The organism is Gottfriedia acidiceleris (assembly GCF_023115465.1).
Classification (GTDB): Bacteria; Bacillota; Bacilli; order Bacillales; family Bacillaceae_G; genus Gottfriedia; species Gottfriedia acidiceleris_B.
Window position 1 is genome coordinate 3,538,614 of sequence record NZ_CP096034.1, and the last position, 17,964, is coordinate 3,556,577.

17 protein-coding genes are annotated in these 17,964 nt (G+C 31.4%); 4 read left to right on the forward strand and 13 right to left on the reverse strand.

What is annotated here, in order from left to right:
• Positions 1-21 precede the first annotated feature (21 nt).
• Genes MY490_RS16740 through MY490_RS16755 form a run of 4 tightly spaced genes read right to left on the reverse strand, consistent with a single transcriptional unit; the run spans position 22 to position 2,749 of the window.
• Positions 22-909, reverse strand: a complete 888-nt coding sequence (locus MY490_RS16740) for an RluA family pseudouridine synthase (RefSeq protein ID WP_248266695.1) — start codon at positions 907-909, stop codon at positions 22-24.
• A 13-nt stretch (positions 910-922) separates the two neighbouring features.
• Positions 923-1,714 (reverse strand): NAD kinase, encoded by a 792-nt coding sequence (locus MY490_RS16745; RefSeq protein WP_069032994.1) that lies wholly within the window; start codon positions 1,712-1,714, stop codon positions 923-925.
• A 15-nt stretch (positions 1,715-1,729) separates the two neighbouring features.
• A complete protein-coding gene (locus tag MY490_RS16750) occupies positions 1,730-2,353 on the reverse strand; it encodes a GTP diphosphokinase (RefSeq protein ID WP_248266696.1) in 624 nt (207 codons plus the stop codon).
• 15 nt (positions 2,354-2,368) lie between these two features.
• Positions 2,369-2,749: a UPF0738 family protein gene (locus MY490_RS16755; protein WP_248266697.1), complete on the reverse strand. Its 381-nt coding sequence runs from the start codon at positions 2,747-2,749 to the stop codon at positions 2,369-2,371.
• 135 nt (positions 2,750-2,884) lie between these two features.
• Here MY490_RS16755 and MY490_RS16760 point away from each other — a divergent pair, with 135 nt between their 5' ends.
• Both MY490_RS16760 and MY490_RS16765 read left to right on the forward strand, forming a co-directional pair.
• Complete coding sequence (locus tag MY490_RS16760; RefSeq protein ID WP_248266698.1) at positions 2,885-3,475, forward strand: CYTH domain-containing protein; 591 nt, start codon at positions 2,885-2,887, stop codon at positions 3,473-3,475.
• A 575-nt stretch (positions 3,476-4,050) separates the two neighbouring features.
• A complete protein-coding gene (locus tag MY490_RS16765) occupies positions 4,051-4,923 on the forward strand; it encodes a DsbA family protein (protein WP_248266699.1) in 873 nt (290 codons plus the stop codon).
• A 275-nt stretch (positions 4,924-5,198) separates the two neighbouring features.
• Here MY490_RS16765 and pepF read toward each other — a convergent pair whose 3' ends face one another.
• The 4 genes from pepF to mecA form a co-directional block, all read right to left on the reverse strand.
• Positions 5,199-7,019 (reverse strand): oligoendopeptidase F, encoded by a 1,821-nt coding sequence (gene pepF / locus MY490_RS16770; protein ID WP_248266700.1) that lies wholly within the window; start codon positions 7,017-7,019, stop codon positions 5,199-5,201.
• Between the two features lie 53 nt (positions 7,020-7,072).
• Positions 7,073-8,278, reverse strand: coding sequence for a competence protein CoiA (locus MY490_RS16775; RefSeq protein ID WP_248266701.1), 1,206 nt, complete (start codon positions 8,276-8,278; stop codon positions 7,073-7,075).
• Between the two features lie 175 nt (positions 8,279-8,453).
• Positions 8,454-10,001, reverse strand: coding sequence for a cardiolipin synthase (gene cls, locus MY490_RS16780; RefSeq protein WP_248266702.1), 1,548 nt, complete (start codon positions 9,999-10,001; stop codon positions 8,454-8,456).
• A 50-nt stretch (positions 10,002-10,051) separates the two neighbouring features.
• Positions 10,052-10,723, reverse strand: coding sequence for an adaptor protein MecA (gene mecA, locus MY490_RS16785; protein WP_248266703.1), 672 nt, complete (start codon positions 10,721-10,723; stop codon positions 10,052-10,054).
• Between the two features lie 320 nt (positions 10,724-11,043).
• Here mecA and MY490_RS16790 point away from each other — a divergent pair, with 320 nt between their 5' ends.
• Complete coding sequence (locus tag MY490_RS16790) at positions 11,044-11,715, forward strand: TerC family protein (RefSeq protein ID WP_348983800.1); 672 nt, start codon at positions 11,044-11,046, stop codon at positions 11,713-11,715.
• A 136-nt stretch (positions 11,716-11,851) separates the two neighbouring features.
• Here the strand turns inward: MY490_RS16790 and spxA are convergent, their stop codons facing one another.
• A complete protein-coding gene (gene spxA, locus MY490_RS16795; RefSeq protein WP_056473638.1) occupies positions 11,852-12,250 on the reverse strand; it encodes a transcriptional regulator SpxA in 399 nt (132 codons plus the stop codon).
• 463 nt (positions 12,251-12,713) lie between these two features.
• Here spxA and MY490_RS16800 point away from each other — a divergent pair, with 463 nt between their 5' ends.
• Positions 12,714-12,917, forward strand: a complete 204-nt coding sequence (locus MY490_RS16800) for a hypothetical protein (RefSeq protein WP_069032985.1) — start codon at positions 12,714-12,716, stop codon at positions 12,915-12,917.
• A gap of 530 nt (positions 12,918-13,447) precedes the next feature.
• On the opposite strand, the gene MY490_RS16805 is transcribed toward MY490_RS16800, so the two are convergent.
• Genes MY490_RS16805 through opp3b form a run of 4 tightly spaced genes read right to left on the reverse strand, consistent with a single transcriptional unit; the run spans position 13,448 to position 17,395 of the window.
• The gene (locus MY490_RS16805) at positions 13,448-14,383 is read right to left on the reverse strand and encodes an ABC transporter ATP-binding protein (protein ID WP_248266704.1); all 936 of its coding nucleotides are present in this window, start codon (positions 14,381-14,383) and stop codon (positions 13,448-13,450) included.
• Entirely contained in the window at positions 14,373-15,422 is a 1,050-nt protein-coding gene (locus MY490_RS16810; RefSeq protein ID WP_248266705.1) for an ABC transporter ATP-binding protein, read from the reverse strand. Before MY490_RS16810 ends, MY490_RS16805 begins: the two co-directional genes overlap by 11 nt.
• Positions 15,423-15,442: 20 nt before the next feature.
• The gene (opp3C, locus tag MY490_RS16815) at positions 15,443-16,465 is read right to left on the reverse strand and encodes an oligopeptide ABC transporter permease (protein ID WP_248266706.1); all 1,023 of its coding nucleotides are present in this window, start codon (positions 16,463-16,465) and stop codon (positions 15,443-15,445) included.
• 3 nt (positions 16,466-16,468) lie between these two features.
• Positions 16,469-17,395, reverse strand: coding sequence for an oligopeptide ABC transporter permease (gene opp3b / locus MY490_RS16820; protein WP_248266707.1), 927 nt, complete (start codon positions 17,393-17,395; stop codon positions 16,469-16,471).
• Between the last annotated feature and the right edge of the window lie 569 nt (positions 17,396-17,964).

Genomic DNA, 17,964 nt, shown 5'->3' on the forward strand with positions numbered 1-17,964 from the left:
GACAAATATATTACTTGACATTCACCAATCCAATAACCTCTCTAAATCAGCAGGTAAAGCGATTTCAAAGTTTTTTTCCGTTTCATCAATTGGATGAACAAATGACAATTGATAACTATGCAAGGCCTGTCTTTTTAATCGATCAGTATTACCACCATATAAGTCATCCCCGATTAGTGGATGTCCAATGGAAGACATATGGACACGGATTTGATGTGTTCTACCTGTTTCTAATTCTAATTCAACAACTGAGTAGTCCCTATTTACTAAAAGGACTTTATAATATGTGATTGCTTCTTGTCCCTCTTCAGAAACAATTCTCTCGATAATACTATCACTTTTCCTAGCAATTTTTGCTCTTATTACACCTTCTGTATCATTCATTTGCCCATGAACAATAGCTAAATACTTTCTTTGTACATTTTTTAATTCATTTTTCGAAAACAAATAATGTATATAACGATTTTTGGCAACTAACATTAAACCCGAAGTATCTTTGTCTAATCGAGTTACAATATGGATGGTCGATTGGAGCCCAATTGTTTGATAATAAAATAATAATCCATTTGCAACTGTACCATTCGGATGCTCTCTAGAAGGTATACTTGGTATTCCAAAAGGTTTATTTATGACCAAAACAGCATCATCTTCATAAACAATTTCAAAAGGAATATCTTCAGCTATTAGATCCTCACTTGGTTTCTCGATTGGAAAATAGATTTGTACTAGATCTAATTCTTGTAATATCGTACGGACAGTTTTTTCTACACCGTTTACTGTAATTTTTCCACCTTGAAATTTTATATCTGTGAGAGCACGTTTAGAGAGCTCCTTTAATTTAAGAAACTCTCTAAGTAAAATTCCATTATGTTCTTTTTTTACTTCCCATGATAAACTAAATTGCTTCATATTCTTCACCATTTTATTTAACAAAAGAATCAACGACACGCTTCCAAAATGGAAATGGTCTAAAACGTGCAAAACGTACTTTTTCATGCGCTACTCGACATTGAATCGATTTAACATCTTGATGTACGATTGTTTTATGATCTAATGTAATTTGAAAATTTGCGTTTCTTACAGGTTTAAGTAAGCAAGTATGATGTTTAGGTAAAACAAGTGGTGAACCAATAGTACGAAAAACCCGATTATTAATTGAAGCCATCTCAGCAATTTGAATCGCTTCAATTGATGGATGAATAATTGCTCCACCAAGTGCTTTATTATACGCTGTACTACCTGAAGGTGTTGAAATACAAAGACCGTCACCTCTAAATGTCTCAAAATGCTGACCTTTTATTTCAACATCAATCACTAATGTACCTTCAAGACCTTTGATCGTACATTCATTTAAAGCTAATGTTTGCATTTCTTTTCTTCCATCCTTATAACGGATGATTACTTCCAATAAAGGATATTCAACTACTTGAAATGGAGTCTTGGCAATTGCAATAACAAGCTTTTCTACCTCACTTGGTACCCAATCAGCATAAAACCCTAAATGCCCAGTATGAACCCCTACGAAAGATACTTTATCGAGAAGATGAGTGTAATTATGAAAAGCATGAAGTAAGGTCCCGTCACCACCTACAGATATGACAATTTCAGGCTCTTCCTCATCAAATTTAAAATTAAAACTCTCTAAATAATCTCTCATTCGTTTCGTCAGTTCATTGGACTCTTGATCGCCCTTAGACATAATTACGAATTTCATTTTCTCGCCCTTTCCTTATTGGTCGTTTTTTTTCGAAAACTCTGCTTGCGCCTCTTGAATCTCTCCTCTAATAAGGGACATTTCTTCATCTAATAGAAACGCTGCTTCAGCCGCTCTTTGTAATCGTTCATGAATATTTTCGGGATATTTCCCTTTATACTTATAATTTAAAGAATGCTCTATTGTTGCCCAAAAATTCATCGCAAGAGTTCTTATTTGAATTTCAACTAAAACTTTTCGTTCACCTTCAATTGTTTGAACTGGATATTCAACAACTACGTGATAAGAACGATATCCGCTATTCTTTTTATTTGTAATATAATCTCGCTCTTCGACAATAGTAAAATCTTTACGTTTACGAAGAAACTCCACTACATTTTTAATATCCTCTACAAATTGGCACATCATTCTAAGACCGGCAATATCCTGTAATTCAGTTTCTAAATTCGCTAAAGGTATTCCTTTTCTTATTGTCTTATTAACAATGCTGTGAATAGGCTTAACTCTCCCAGTTACAAACTCAATTGGGGAATGCTGATTAGTTTCTTCAAACTGTTTTCTAATCCCTTTTAACTTTACTTTCAATTCATTTACTGCTTGTTCATAAGGTGCTAAAAAACTTTCCCATTGACCATTCATCCAATCACCACCAACTTACTTCTCTTCTAAAAATGCACTTTGAACTTGCTTAACAAATTCTTCTCCATAGTTAAAATTACCTTCAACATTTTGGATTAAATAAGTTAACTCTTCATTCCAATTATTTAGTGACAGACTCTTTTCACCGACCTTTAAAAATACATTTAAATTTTGATCATTTGCTTTTTTCAAGTCCGACCAATACTCATAAGGAACTGTAACATATACAAATTCTTCATTTTCTTCTAATATATACAATAGTGAACCTTGGTCTGAGTCAGCAATCATTGTTCCTACTTCATGACACTGTTCTAAATTTATTTTTGTATCGTCGATTAACAAAAATAAACCATCTTCATTTATATTTATTCTATTTATTTCAAGCATTTTTCTCATCACTAAAACCTCAACCTTTTTAATGTATGTATTTTATTTAAATTTGACCATTTCTATTGTAACATATCAAATAGAAAATAGACGAAGACTAGCACATTCAATAACAAAAATAATACTAAAAATAAGGAGTTATTTATGGCTAAAGAAATTGAAATTGAATTTAAAAACTTATTAACAAAAGAGGAATTTGAAAAGCTTAAATCGTATTTCCAAGTTAACGAGTCAAGTTTCCAATCACAAACTAATTATTATTTTGAGACTCCTAATTTTACAATTAAAGAACATGGTGGAGCTTTAAGAATCCGAAAAAAGTCATTAACTTCATATACTTTAACGTTAAAAATAAAACAAGCAGTCGGACATTTAGAAATTAATCAAAAAATTAGTGAAACTGAAGCATCAACTATGCTAAAAACATATGTTCTTCCAGATGGAGAAGTAAAAGATTATATCAACGACGTACAATTAAACTTAAATGCCCTAGAATTAATAGGTGACTTAACAACAAACAGAGTAGAATTTCCATATGAAAGTGGACTCTTAGTTTTAGACCATAGTACATATTTAAATCACGAGGATTTTGAGTTAGAATTCGAAGTTTCAGACGAAAACATTGGTAAACAACAGTTCATCGATCTATTAGAGGATCTTCAAATTCCTCAACGTAAAACATTAAATAAAATAAGACGCTTTTTTAATGTTAAGCAAGGTAATCAAGGTAAGTGAAATATAAGCAGCATTTAATTTAAACGCCGGAGAAACCTAAAGGGTATAATTCGGCGTTTTTTAATAGATAGCCGATTTTATCAATCTTTTTATTGAAAAATAGAAGATTTTACTAAACTTTTTAAACGATTAACGATCATTAAAGTCGTTTTACTAGTTTGCCATAAGAAAATAACTACTTTTGTCCACTTTATGCCTTAACCAGTATTGGTATTAATTTCTCTTATTTGCAATTCCTAAGGCTTTAATTGAAGTTTTGCGATTTTGGAATTTCATTTGAAGATCATCCTTTATTTGCACAGATAGAATCCTTATTCGCATACCAGACCTTTTTCCTCGCTTCCGTTTCCAATATTATTTTGCAATCCGCTTTGACTTCTCAGACACCCTTTTTATCACCATACTCTAATGAATTAAGGAAATATTAATAGATTAATGAAAAATAGTGCATCATATTTGAAATATTAACTTTCCGTTGCTACAATACCATTAGAGAAGAAACGTGTTATATCTTACAAATTAATTTTCAAGTCTGTTATAGTACGGACGTATGAATTGCATTAAGGGTGAAATATATGAATGACAAACAATATAAAAATGAATCAATCACGCTTCCCGAGCAGAATTGTACAAAAAAATCGATTGAATTGTATGTATTCATAGATCCACTTTGTAGAAATTGTTGGGATTTTAGTACAATCTTAAAAAAGTTTCACTTAGAATATGGCCAATATTTTTCATCTACTTATATTCCAGTTAATCGATATTACACAACTAAAAAACTATTAGAAAAACGATCTTCTCAGCTTGCATTTGTATGGGAGAAGACGGCTAGCAGATCTGATATCCTTTGCGACGATCACTTATGGATTGATAATAAAGAACTTTACCCATACTACTCTGCAATTGCATTAAAAGCAGCTGAGCTTCAAGGTAGAGTAGCTGGCGTTAACTATTTAAAGAAGTTACAAGAATATTATTTCTTGAAAGATTTAGACATTACAGATCAAGATGTTCTTATCGAATGTGCTAAAGATATAAATATTGATGTAAAAGAGTTTATGGAAGATTTACACAGTACCCACTCTATTAAAGCTTTGCAATGTGATATTAAAGTTACGAAAGAAATGCATGTAACTGAAATTCCAAGCGTTGTATTTTTTAATGAAAATATTGAAGAAGAAGGTTTGAAAGTTTCTGGTTTTGAAAGCTATCAGACTTATGTAAAAATATTAGAACTTATGACGAACACAAAATTAGAAAAACGAGAACTACCTGATTTAGCCGAATTTATTAAATTCCAACCATTTGTTACGATTAAAGAATTATGTATGATTTACGAACAATCTACTCAATGTATGGAGTTAGAATTAAAAAAATTAATCCTACGTAGAAAAGTTAAGAAAATTGTTCAAAAAGATCAAATTTATTATCAGTATGTTGTTTAAGAAATAAAAAAAGACCTAGCTTTCGCTAGGTCTCTTTTTTGATGTAATATTTTACATCAAGGGGATGGGAGAAATTTTCACGTTCAACAAAGGGGTATTTGTGTTTGTGAAGTAATTCACACCCTTATAATACAATTTATTTTAGAGTTTGGCAACCATTTGAGAAATATTTCACATTTTAGACACAAAATAGTAGGTATAAAGATATAGAAAAAGTCCGGGTAAAAAAACAAACACATATAGTTATGATGATGCTACATGTGTCTGTTTAAAATTTATTCGTTAAATAAAAGCTCTTCCATTTCGTTTAACATTTCTTCAAATACTTTCAATGCTTCTACGATTGGTTGTGAAGAGGTCATATCAACGCCAGCTTTTTTCAATACTTCAATAGGATAATCAGAGCTTCCTGCTTTTAAGAATCCTAAGTATCTTTCAACTGCTGGTTCGCCTTCTTCTAAAATTTGCTTTGAAAGTGCTGTTGCTGCACTGAAACCTGTTGCATATTGGTAAACATAGTAATTGTAATAGAAATGCGGAATTCTACTCCATTCTAAACCAATTAACTCGTCGATTACGATCTCGTCGCCAAAATATTTCTTGTTAAGCTCGTAATATGTCTTCGTTAATAAATCTGGCGTTAATGCTTCACCATTTTGAGCTAATACGTGAATCTGATGTTCAAACTCCGCAAACATCGTTTGACGGAATACCGTTCCTCTAAATGTCTCTAAATAGTGATTTAGTAAATATAGTCTTTGCTTAGGATCTTCAGTATTTTTTAGTAAATAATCATTTAAAATCGCTTCATTACAAGTAGAAGCAACTTCAGCTACGAAGATTGAATAATCTCCATAAACATAAGGTTGATTTTTACGAGTATGATAACTATGCACTGAATGACCAAATTCATGTGCTAAAGTAAATAAGTTATTTACATTGTCCTGCCAGTTCATTAGGATATATGGATTAGTACCATACGCACCAGAAGAGTATGCCCCGCTACGTTTTCCTTTGTTTTCTACAACATCTACCCAACGGCTTTCATATGCCTCTTTTAGAATTTCAACATACTCATCACCTAATGGTTTTAATGCTTTTAATAAAATTTCTTTTGCTTCTTCATACTTAACTTCCATTTTTACTTCTTCTACTAGTGGAGTAAATAAGTCATACATATGAATTTCATCAAGCTTTAACGCTTTTTTACGAATAGCAATATAACGATGTAATAAATTTAAATTATCATTTACAGTAGAAACTAATTGATCATAAACAATTTCAGGAATTTCGTTATTACTTAATGCTGCATGACGAGCATTATCATACTTTCTTACTTTTGCTTTGAAATTATCTTTCTTTACAGCACCACTTAATGTACTTGCAAAAGTGTTTTTATACGCATCATACGTATGATAAACTGCTTCAAAAGCATCTTTTCGAACCCGACGATCTGCACTTTCTAAATAATGAATATAACGACCATGTGTGATTTCTACTTCTTCACCATTCTCGTCTTCAATCGTCGGAAATTTTAAATCCGCATTATTTAACATTCCAAACGTATTACTAGAAGAAGATAACACTTCAGAAGCTTGTGCCATAATTTCCTCTTCAGCTGCTGAAAGAACATGTGGTTTTTGCTTTAAAATTTCTTCTAAAGAGTGCTCGTACAATTTTAGTTCATTATTTTCTTCAATAAATTTTTTCAATGTTTCTTCTGAAATTGTTAATAATTCAGGCACGAAGTATGACATTGCACTTCCAGCCTTCGTGTATAGATTTTTCGCACGATCATCTAAAGCCTGATATGTAGAATTTGTTGTATCTTGATCGTAACGCATATGAGAGTATGTATACAATTTACCTAATAAAAACGAAATTTCATCTTGTTTTTTCAACGCATTTAAAAGTGATTGAGATGACTCACCTAATTTACCTTTAAACGCTGAAAAAGATGGGATTAATTCAAGTACTTTTTTATACTCTGCTTCCCATTTTGCATCTGATTCATAAATATCTTCCAACTTCCAAGTTAATTCTTCTTGAACTTCACTTCTAGTTGGTAATTTTTTAACAGCTTTTTGTTCTAGCATGTCTGATCCCCCTAAAATTATTATTAGTATTAATAACATTCCAGTGTCTGATATTAATAATCATTTGAATCAGTTCTTGCATTAAACAACAAATCAAATGCTGTATTAGCGCTCAGACAGTCTTCATCCAATGCTTGTTGGAATGATGATGGAATAATAGCATTAGCTATCTTCATTATTTTACCATTTTTAACACGTTTTACGATTTTAATTTTTACTAAAAAGTCAATATACTTTTCTACACATTTCTCCAAATTATCAATTTCATTATTTTGAAATTGATTAACTCTCCATTTACCATTCTGTACTTCCATTTTTACAGACTGATTTATTTTATCGATAAAGATAAGTTGTCCTATTTCTGCCTCATGAAAAAATTTAAAATAGATTAGCCCCTGCCAAACGATACAATGTTCTTTAATTATGCAGTTACTTTCTAAAGGAACTCCAATTACTGCCGGAAAATAATTAATATTTTCATTGTATAAATACTGTTTAAAAACCTTTAAATTCCCTTTAGTATGCAAATGTTGATATAGTCTAAAATCCTTTTTTAAACGATTCCATTTCGATACAAATACCTTTTTATCAATTCTATTTGGAGATAAAAATTCCTTAAGACTGAAATTATTTATTGGGAATACGTCCTTTTGACCAATATATTGGACTGGAGAAAATGCTATTAATGAGGAAAGCACTGTAAAAGATTGTAATGTAGGATTATAGAAAAGAAGTGAAAAAACGTTAATTTTAACAAGTGAATAAATAGAAATCGAATTAATATAGAAAGATGACCATCTTTTTTGATTTAACAGTTTATCATTTAGGATCCACAAAACTTTCATTCCATTATCCTTAAAAGAGTTTGTCCTCCTTATCATTATTTCTAAAGGAATAACCGAACATTGATATTCAACACACATTTCAAGAGTATTGAATTTAATAAATAAATCAGGTCTTTGATTTAATTCAGGTATAAATTTTTCAACCTCAACATTTACATTAAACTTTTTAAAAAATTGATACAATGCAAACTTTCCTTTATAATGGTCAACGCTCTCTTTTTTCTCATTTTCACATTCAGTTAAATCTATATGTGCAAAATGAGTGACCCTCTTTACTCCAATTTTGAGCCTCACTTTTTTTTTGCAAATTGGGCAAAAGTATGGTCCGTTTTGCTTTAATCTTAATAAATCCTCTGTCGTTTTAACTTCAAATAAATTAATAGTATGCCTTTTTGTATTTAATGCGACGATCATTTACCACTACCTCCTTTCCAAATTACTTCACTATCCTTTTCGTATTTTCCTTCAAAAAAATTAAAAACGATTTTTCAAATAAAAAACCTACCAAATTAAACTTTCTATTTGGTAGGTGACTATATGAAATATGATAAAAAATGTTCTTTCAATGTTCTATCAATAAGTTAGCTCATTACAAAAGTGGTGCCATTAATCTTGATAATGATTCAAATATCCTTTTGTATATAGGTCTCTTTTTAAAATCATTAAAAATAATTGCTTCAGAATCACGGATATCATTATTAAAATCATTAACTAGGTGATTAATACTTTCCTCTAAATATAAAAATGCAGTGACCTCGAAGTTTAAACGGAAACTTCTCATATCCATATTTGCCGTTCCAACAGATGCGATTTCATCATCTACAATCAATATTTTACTGTGTAAGAATCCTTGTCTATATTCATAGATTTCGACCCCTGCTTCTAATAACTCTGGAAAATATGAACGCGAGGCATAAAATACGATTTTCTTATCGGGACGATCAGGCATTAGAATTTTTACTTTGACCCCACCATTTGCTGCAACTTTAAGAGCAGTTAAAATATCTTCATCCGGAACAAAATATGGTGAAGCAATGTATATACTTTTCCTTGCACTTGTAATCATCGCAAAAAATAACTCTTTTATGACTTCATGCTTTCGGTCTGGTCCACCAGAAACAAGTTGAATTGCTCCTTTGGAAGAATAACTACTAGCATTAATGTCAAAATACTCTTTTTCATCAATTAACTCATTCGTCATATAATACCAATCTTGCAAGAATATGAATTGTAGTGTCCGAACACCTTCTCCATTAAGGTATAGATGGGTATCTCTCCACTTTCCAAAATAATGGTCTTTCCCTAAATACTCATCTCCAATATTTAAGCCGCCAACAAATCCTACATTCGAATCTATTACGATAATTTTCCGATGGTTTCGGTAATTTATCGTATCGTTTAATACTGGAATTTTAACTGGAGAAAATGGCAGTATTTCTACACCAGCTTTTTGTAAGTCTTTTACAAAATTTCTTGATAATTTCCAACTACCTACAGCGTCGTAGAGAAATCGAACGTTTACACCATTCTGTGCCTTTTCAATTAGAATATCTTTTAATTGATTACCAATCTCATCATTTCTTACGATATAGAATTCGATATGAATATGGTGCTTTGCTTTTTTTAGTTCTTCAATTATTTTTGGAAATGTTTCACTTCCATTTGTCAAAACTTTTGTAAAAGTATTCATCGTGACTGGTGTATTACTCTGCTTAGCTGCGATATTTATTAGATACTCTAATCTTTGATTTTGCGCAATAAATTCTTTCACTTCTACATCTTCTGATCCACTTATTAATCCATTTGCATTTTGATCATTAATTGCCTTTTTTCGATAGACCATTTTCTTTTTGTAATTTTGTCCAAAAATTAGATAAAAAACAAAACCGAATAACGGGAAAATAGCCAATAGAATAATCCAAGTTAAAGTTCTAGCAGGATTTCTATTTTCTAAGAAAATAATAATCGATACACCTATAGCCGTTATCGAAAACATTATGCTTATTAATCTAAAAATAGTAGATTTTTCAAAGAATGCAAAATTCATTAACCAAATGAATTTAATTGTTGGAGAAGCAAAATATAAAATGCATACAACAATTGATAAAAATATTAAAATCTTTAATCGAAATTGCATCAATATTCTCCTTTATAAAGAAAAGAAACCGATCCCTAAGGCATCGGCTATTACAATAATGGAAAAATTGATTTAAAATGAGGTAATGCTGTTTTTTCATAAATCAATTTTCCGTATTCTTCTAAAACGTGTATAGTTACTTTTGAACGATGACCATATTCAAGTAACATAGATGATAAGTAATCGACTTGAACTTCATCAAGCAATTCTTCTTCAAATTTAACATAAAGATAGTAATAATCTTGGAAGGAATAAAGTGTAGTTTCAAATGATTCTTGATTCACAGCATGTGATAATGAAATAATGTCTTCAAGATTTTTAAAGGATAGAATAAGTTCAGTTTCCTCTTCATCCATCGATTCAAAAATATCGTCATCATCATCTTCATCTGAATCATCTTCATCATCTACAGAGATAAATGGAATTTCTAAATTCTTTTCTCCTTCACCTAAATTCACTTCTACTTTTTTGCCGTCTTTAGAAATCACAGCTTTAGTTACAACAACTTCCAAACCCTTGTCTAGTGCCTGTACCTGAATCCATAGGGGGCCACCAGCAATGAATTCCTCAGTCAAATGCGCTTCATCAATTAATTCCCAGAAAAGCTCTTCACTTCTTTCTCGATCTAACCATACTTCATCTTTAGAGAAACCTCTCTCCTCGATGTCTAAGTAGGATATGGAGAACTTAAACGTATTTTCATTAATTCTTTCTATTTCCATTTGTTTTCCCCCTCCTTTAATGAACAACAAGTAATTGCGTTAGACGAAATAGAATAAATAAAGTAAAAGAAATTTATGTTAAATATAAAATTCTGAAATAGTAAATTAGAAAAATACTCTAAAAAAATTTAGCTATAATTAGTAAATTTTTATCTATCTTACCATGAAAATTTATTAAATGCGAATAGTAACTACAATTATATTTTATGATACTATATAAAATTTTGGAAATAAAATTCACCTATTTTTTAAAAATCATCATATACCTATTAATAATAGGACAATCATTTAAAGCTTTTAATAAGAGAGGTGAATTCATGATAGATCTTCATTATATATGGTCCTTTTTAATGATTGTAATTATAGACATTGTTTTAGGTGGAGATAATGCTATTGTCATTGCATTAGCATGCAGAAAATTACCATATAAGCAACGTAACATAGCGATAATTTTCGGTAGTATTACCGCAATTGTTTTACGCATTATCCTAACAATATGTGCAATTTACGTCCTTAAAGTCCCATTCTTGCATTTAATTGGCGGAATATTACTTTTGTACATAGCTTGCAAATTAATTATTCAGGAGGATGACAACCCTTCGATAAAGGAGAACTACACAGTTTTCCACGCAATTCGTACAATTGTGTTTGCTGATTTAGTTATGGGGATTGATAACGTATTAGCAATAGCTGGGGCATCAAACGGAAAGCCTTCATTAGTCATTTTAGGTCTTTCCATCTCAATTCCAATTATTATTTGGGGAAGTAAAATCGTTTTATGGTTTTTAGAAAGATATCCTATATTGAGTTTTGTAGGGGCTTCTGTTCTTTCAATAACAGCTAGCAAAATGTTAATAGACGAGCCATTTATCAGTCAATATATAAACGGGCGGAACGATATGGAATTAATTGTCGGTTCATCTTGTATGATCTTCACCATTGTTATAGGTTATTATTTTAATCATATTCGATACCGTAAGCGAACATCCTAATTGTTTAAAAAAAAGCTGTAAAAAGTATGCATTTAACTTTTTACAGCTTTTTATATAATATGAATAAGTATTTGTTCAATATGATTGAGAATCTTAATCAAGAATTGTATTTTTTTTCACAATTCAAAACGTAGATTTACTCATTAACTAAACGTTGCGCTTCACGTAATTGATATGTGCGAACTGAACGTGGTAAAAATCTTCTAATTTCATCTTCATTATAACCAACTTGTAAACGTTTCTCATCAATAATAATCGGTCTTCTAAGTAAACCAGGATATTTCTGGATGATTTCATATAAGTCTTGTAAAGGAAGACTTTCTAAGTCTACATTTAATTCTTGGAAAATTTTTGATCTTGTTGATATAATTTCATCAGTACCACTTTCAGTCATACGTAAAATTTGTTTAATCTCATTAATTGATAATGGTTCTGAAAAAATATTTCTTTCTTTATAAGGAATATTATTATCTTCTAGCCACATTTTTGCTTTTCGACAAGACGTACAACTTGGTGAATTATACAAAATTACCATTTTGCTCTCCCCCTAACTACTCTTTTAAATAAAAGTAATATAGTTATGTGTATTAATTTATAAGAATTGGTTAATTATAATTAGTTTAATCTACCACCATATGTTCACATTATACAGTATTGTGCAAAATAAATATATACAAATTTGTAAAAAAATTTTAAAAAACCTATACAAAAGGTGTACAATTTTCAGTAAATTTATAAGTAAAATATAGGCTAATTTCTTTGATACATTTTTCGTATATGAAGAGCACTTTTCACACTATAAACCTGACTTTTCCCCAAAGTAGTCAAGTACTCCTTTCGTTTCACACAACTTTAGCCCTAAAAGTGCAATACAAAAAAACCAGATTGATTTATAAAAACCCCAAAATAATTATTCAAAAAAGCTTATTTATTCTTTCTATTTCACCATATTTTTAATACAATAATAGTAACGCTTACATTTCTAGGAGGCTAATCTTATGGCAGCTTACATAACTGATTTATTGATTGTTGCAGTGTTAGTAATTGGAATTACTGCACTTAATGGTGTGTTTACAAACGCGATTGGCGAAAAAATATTTGGTAGAAGTAAAAAAAGTCAATTTGTTGATATGTCTGACAGAATGTCTGCAAACTTCAAACAAGTTGGTGGCCAAGGCAAGTTCCGTAAAAAAACTTATTAACAACCGTATTTAAGAAAATTACGATTTAAAAAAGGGCAAATGCCCTTTCTTTTTTTGCCTTGATTAGGTTTAGTGTATAACGATTGTAGAATTGATTATGGTCACTAGTTCCTCCTACTGTACAGTACTTTGAAATATTAAATTCAGGGGCTTTGAGTTTTAAAAATTTGTTATCATTGTAGACACTGGATTAATGTTCTTTTAAGCTTGTCCTACCATTATGACACCTAGCCTTATCTACACTTTTTATCATAAAACCTCTACCTTAATTTTCCCTTAACTTGTATGAATCCAAAATGGGTAAGAAAAGTTCGGCTTCTTCTTTTTTTACTTTCCCTTGTACTTTTTTCGAGCTTACTCATAGAACTCTCATGAGGAACCTAATACCATCTTTTTGCTTTTTTACTTCCTCATGAACACCTCAGAGAGTAACCATATTCCAGCTTTTTGCCTTTCTACTTACTCATGAACCCTACATATCTACATTATCGAAAAAAAATCCTAGCGATAAACTCACTAGGATTGATTTATTATTTATACATTTGTTGATAATTTTTAAATTCTGCTTCAGAGCAAAGTACGAAATGTCCAGGACGAACTTCACGTAATTTTGGTTGTTCGTTTGAATAATCGTGTTGTTTTGGATCATAAACGATACGTTTACGATTGCGCTCATAATCAGGATCTGGAAGCGGAATTGCTGATAATAATGATTTTGTGTATGGATGCATTGGGTAATCATATAATTCATTACTATCTGCAAGCTCAACAATTTTACCGTGGTACATTACACCGATACGGTCACTAATGTACTTAACCATTGATAAGTCATGGGCGATAAATAGATATGTTAAACCTTTTTCCTTTTGAAGCTTTCTCATTAAGTTTACAACCTGAGCTTGAATTGAAACGTCAAGAGCTGAGATTGGCTCATCGGCGATAATAAATTCTGGTTGTACAGCAAGTGCTCTTGCAATACCGATACGTTGACGTTGTCCACCTGAGAATTCATGTGGGAAACGGTTAGCGTGTTCTTTATTTAACCCTACTGTTTCAAGTAAGTCATAAACCATTTTCATTCGCTCTTCTTTGTTACGAGCTAATCCATGGATATCAATACCTTCTGCAATGATATCTGCAACTTTCATACGCGGGTTTAATGAAGCGTATGGATCTTGGAAAATCATTTGCATACGACGGTTAAACTTCTTTAGTTCTTTACGACTTTTCTTACCATGTACATCTTCACCATCGAAAATTACTTGTCCATCAGTCGCATCATATAATCGAATGATTGAACGTCCAGTTGTAGATTTACCAGAACCTGATTCACCTACTAAACCGAAAGTTTCTCCACGGAAGATGTCAAATGTAACATCATCGATTGCTTTAACTGTTGTTTTACCTGTATTAAAGTATTGTTTTAAATTTTTAACTTCTACTAATTTTTCTGCTTTACTTGACATTTACTTCACCTTCCTTCATTCGTTGAATACGCTTCTTAACGGCTTCAGGTGGTTCAACTTTTGGAGCATCCTCATGTAATAGCCATGTTGCAGCGTAGTGTGTGTCAGACACTTTAAACATAGGAGGTTCCATTTCATAGTCAATTTTTAAAGCATTTGGATTACGTGGTGCAAACGCATCACCTTTTGGAGGATTTAATAGATCCGGTGGTGTACCAGGAATTGCTACTAATTCTGCTCCTTGTTCATTATCTAAGTCAGGCATTGAAGCTAAAAGTCCCCAAGTGTAAGGATGTTTTGGATTGTAGAAAATATCGTCCACAGTTCCCATTTCAACTACTCTACCTGCATACATAACTGCAACTTTATCTGCAACATTCGCAACTACACCTAAATCATGTGTAATAAAGATAATTGCTGAATCAGTTTTTCTTTGAATTTCTTTCATTAACTCAAGAATCTGAGCTTGAATTGTAACGTCAAGAGCTGTTGTTGGCTCATCGGCGATTAATAATTTTGGATTACATGCTAACGCCATTGCAATAACAACACGTTGTCTCATACCGCCTGAGAACTGGTGTGGATATTGTTTATATCGAGCTTCACCATTTGGAATTCCAACAAGATTTATTAATTCTAAAGCAATTTTCTTTGCCTCAGTTTTACTCATTTTTTGATGCTTAATTAGACCTTCTGTTATTTGATATCCAATCGTTAATACTGGATTTAAAGAAGTCATAGGATCTTGGAAAATCATTGAGATTTCTTTTCCACGAATATTTTGCATTTCTTTTTCTGATAATTTAGCTAAATCTTTTCCATCGAATAAGATTTCACCGCTCTTAATTTTACCTGGAGGGTTTGGAATTAACCCCATTAATGCTTTAGATGTTACTGATTTACCTGAACCAGATTCACCTACAATTGCTAATGTCTCACCTTTTTTAAGATCAAATGAAACTCCGCGTACTGCTTGAACTTCACCAGCATGAGTATAAAAGGAGACACACAGATCTTTTACTTCTAATAATTTACTCATAGTTCATTCTCCCTTCAAAATTACTTACTCATTTTTGGATCTAAAGCATCGCGTAATCCGTCAGCAATTAAGTTGAAACTTAAAATTAATAAACTGATCACAACCGCTGGAATAATCATCATATGAGGGAAAGTTTGTAATGATTTGAAGCCATCACTTACTAACGAACCTAATGATGCTTTTGGTGGTGCAATACCTAAACCGATGAAGCTTAAGAACGCTTCAGAGAAAATTGCACTTGGAATCGTGAACATCATCATTACGATGATTGGACCCATAATATTTGGAATTAAGTGTTTTGCAATTAATTGAGTATTTGTTGCACCTAAAGTTCTTGATGCTAATACGAATTCTTGATTTTTTAATTTTAGCATTTGACCACGTACGATACGGGACATACCTACCCAACCAGTAATTACCATCGCTAAAGCGATTGAAAGAATACCTGGGTTTTTAAATACTAAGATGAATAAGATTACAACGATTAGATATGGTACACCCATTAGGACTTCCGCAATACGCTGCATGATATTATCTGTTCGGCCACCAAAGAATCCTGAAATACCACCGAAAGCTACACCAATTACCATATCAATTACTGCTGCTAATAAACCGATTAAGATTGAAACTCGAGCACCAGCCCATGTTCTTGTGAAAAGGTCACGACCTAAATCGTCCGTACCAAACCAATAGTTTTCTTTAATATTTTTGTTTTTATATACATCGTTTCCATATTGATCATATCCGTCAAATGGTAAGAATTTTACATTTTCTAATACACCAATTTTAGGTGGTAATTTTGATCTTTTTAAGTCTTGGTCTTTATATGAGTGTCCACTCATCATTGGACCAAACAATGTAAAGAATAATAAGATACCAAGGATAATAAATCCTAACATTGCACCTTTATTTTTTCTGAAACGTCTTCTTGCATCTTTCCAAAAAGAATCCGAAGGTCTTGAAATTTTATCTGCATTATTCAAATCTACGTTTGCAGGTTGGAATAAATCAGATGAAATTTTTTGAGCTGTGTTGTTGTTCATTATTTATTTACCTCCTGCTAAACGGATACGTGGATCAATTACACCGTATAAAATATCTACAAAGAAGATTACGATTAGTAATAATGCACTATAGAAAATTGTTGTGCCCATAATTACTGAGTAGTCATTTGTTACAATTGAGTTAACGAATTGAGAACCTAGTCCAGGTACAGCAAACATATTTTCAATAACTAATGTACCAGTCATTAAGTTTACAGCCATTGGACCTAAAATTGTAACTACTGGGATTAATGCATTTCGTAGTGCATGTTTAATGATTACGCCTACTTGAGAGATCCCTTTTGCTTTTGCTGTTACGATATACTCTGAGTTCATAACTTCGATTAACTCTGTTCTTGAGAAACGAGCTACAGTTGCTGTTACGAATACTGACAATGCAATTGTCGGTAGAATTGTGTATTTAAAGCTTTCCCAATATGCTACCGGGAATAAATGTAATTTTACTGCTAAGTAGTACTGTAAGATTGCCCCGAATACGAATGACGGGATGGAAATTCCTAGAACTGCTAGAACAGTAGAACCATAGTCAAATATTGTATTATTCTTTAGTGCTGCTACGATACCGAAGATTAATCCGATAAATGTTCCTAATAATAGTGCTTGAGCACCTAATTGAGCTGATGGACCAATACGAGTTGAGATCATATCAGTTACTTTACGGTTATCGTATTTATATGAATCTCCTAAATCACCTTTAGCAAGATTTTTCATGTAATTTGCATATTGCACAGGAACTGGCTTGTCTAACCCATATTTAGCAAAAATAATTTGTTTTTGTTCAGGTGTTAATTTCTCTGGGTTTTTTAATGGAGAACCTGGTAACAACTTCATTAAGAAAAATGTAACTGTACAAATCAAAAATAGTGTGACAAACATGTAAATAAATCTCTGTAGCACGTAACGTCCCACAACTGCACCCCCCTATTAATTTAAAAAATATTTTATTTTTTTTATTTTTTGATAATTTTTTTGTAAAAATGAGAGCATTTGGACCTTTCACCTATTTGGATCTATTCCACATACTCTTTAGTACCAATTATAATTCTGTAATTTTGTCGATCGATTTAACTTCTTGTCCATATTATTCTCAAACATAGGATTAATCATTTAATCCTTTTTTTTCATTTGATGTAAAATGGTGTAAATTTTTGCTTAAGCTTTTTTCCCAACAATGTAAGCGTATTCGCAATGACGCTTTTGGTCAATATTTTTTTACTGGAAAATTCTAAATTATTATTCTAAACAGATTATTCCTTACAATTTCTCCCTGATAAATTAAGCTGGGATCCTTATAAAAAATAACTTATATAGATATTTATTCATAAATTTGGTAAAAAAATGAATGCTTATTCAAAAATTCATATTGCAATTTCAGTATAGCAAATTTATTTATCGTGACATATCTCGCAATCCATGATGTATACCCCCTAAGATGCTAGTACAAAAGGTTAAAATACAGAAAGTTAATATACAATTCT

Bases quoted from the DNA above. Each gene is read 5' to 3' on its own strand.
- MY490_RS16740 (WP_248266695.1), bottom strand. From the start codon at position 909: ATGAAGCAATTTAGTTTATCATGGGAAGTAAAAAAAGAACATAATGGA.
- MY490_RS16745 (WP_069032994.1), bottom strand. From the start codon at position 1,714: ATGAAATTCGTAATTATGTCTAAGGGCGATCAAGAGTCCAATGAACTG.
- MY490_RS16750 (WP_248266696.1), bottom strand. From the start codon at position 2,353: ATGAATGGTCAATGGGAAAGTTTTTTAGCACCTTATGAACAAGCAGTA.
- MY490_RS16755 (WP_248266697.1), bottom strand. From the start codon at position 2,749: ATGAGAAAAATGCTTGAAATAAATAGAATAAATATAAATGAAGATGGT.
- MY490_RS16760 (WP_248266698.1), top strand. From the start codon at position 2,885: ATGGCTAAAGAAATTGAAATTGAATTTAAAAACTTATTAACAAAAGAG.
- MY490_RS16765 (WP_248266699.1), top strand. From the start codon at position 4,051: ATGAATGACAAACAATATAAAAATGAATCAATCACGCTTCCCGAGCAG.
- pepF (WP_248266700.1), bottom strand. From the start codon at position 7,019: ATGCTAGAACAAAAAGCTGTTAAAAAATTACCAACTAGAAGTGAAGTT.
- MY490_RS16775 (WP_248266701.1), bottom strand. From the start codon at position 8,278: ATGATCGTCGCATTAAATACAAAAAGGCATACTATTAATTTATTTGAA.
- cls (WP_248266702.1), bottom strand. From the start codon at position 10,001: ATGCAATTTCGATTAAAGATTTTAATATTTTTATCAATTGTTGTATGC.
- mecA (WP_248266703.1), bottom strand. From the start codon at position 10,723: ATGGAAATAGAAAGAATTAATGAAAATACGTTTAAGTTCTCCATATCC.
- spxA (WP_056473638.1), bottom strand. From the start codon at position 12,250: ATGGTAATTTTGTATAATTCACCAAGTTGTACGTCTTGTCGAAAAGCA.
- MY490_RS16800 (WP_069032985.1), top strand. From the start codon at position 12,714: ATGGCAGCTTACATAACTGATTTATTGATTGTTGCAGTGTTAGTAATT.
- MY490_RS16805 (WP_248266704.1), bottom strand. From the start codon at position 14,383: ATGTCAAGTAAAGCAGAAAAATTAGTAGAAGTTAAAAATTTAAAACAA.
- MY490_RS16810 (WP_248266705.1), bottom strand. From the start codon at position 15,422: ATGAGTAAATTATTAGAAGTAAAAGATCTGTGTGTCTCCTTTTATACT.
- opp3C (WP_248266706.1), bottom strand. From the start codon at position 16,465: ATGAACAACAACACAGCTCAAAAAATTTCATCTGATTTATTCCAACCT.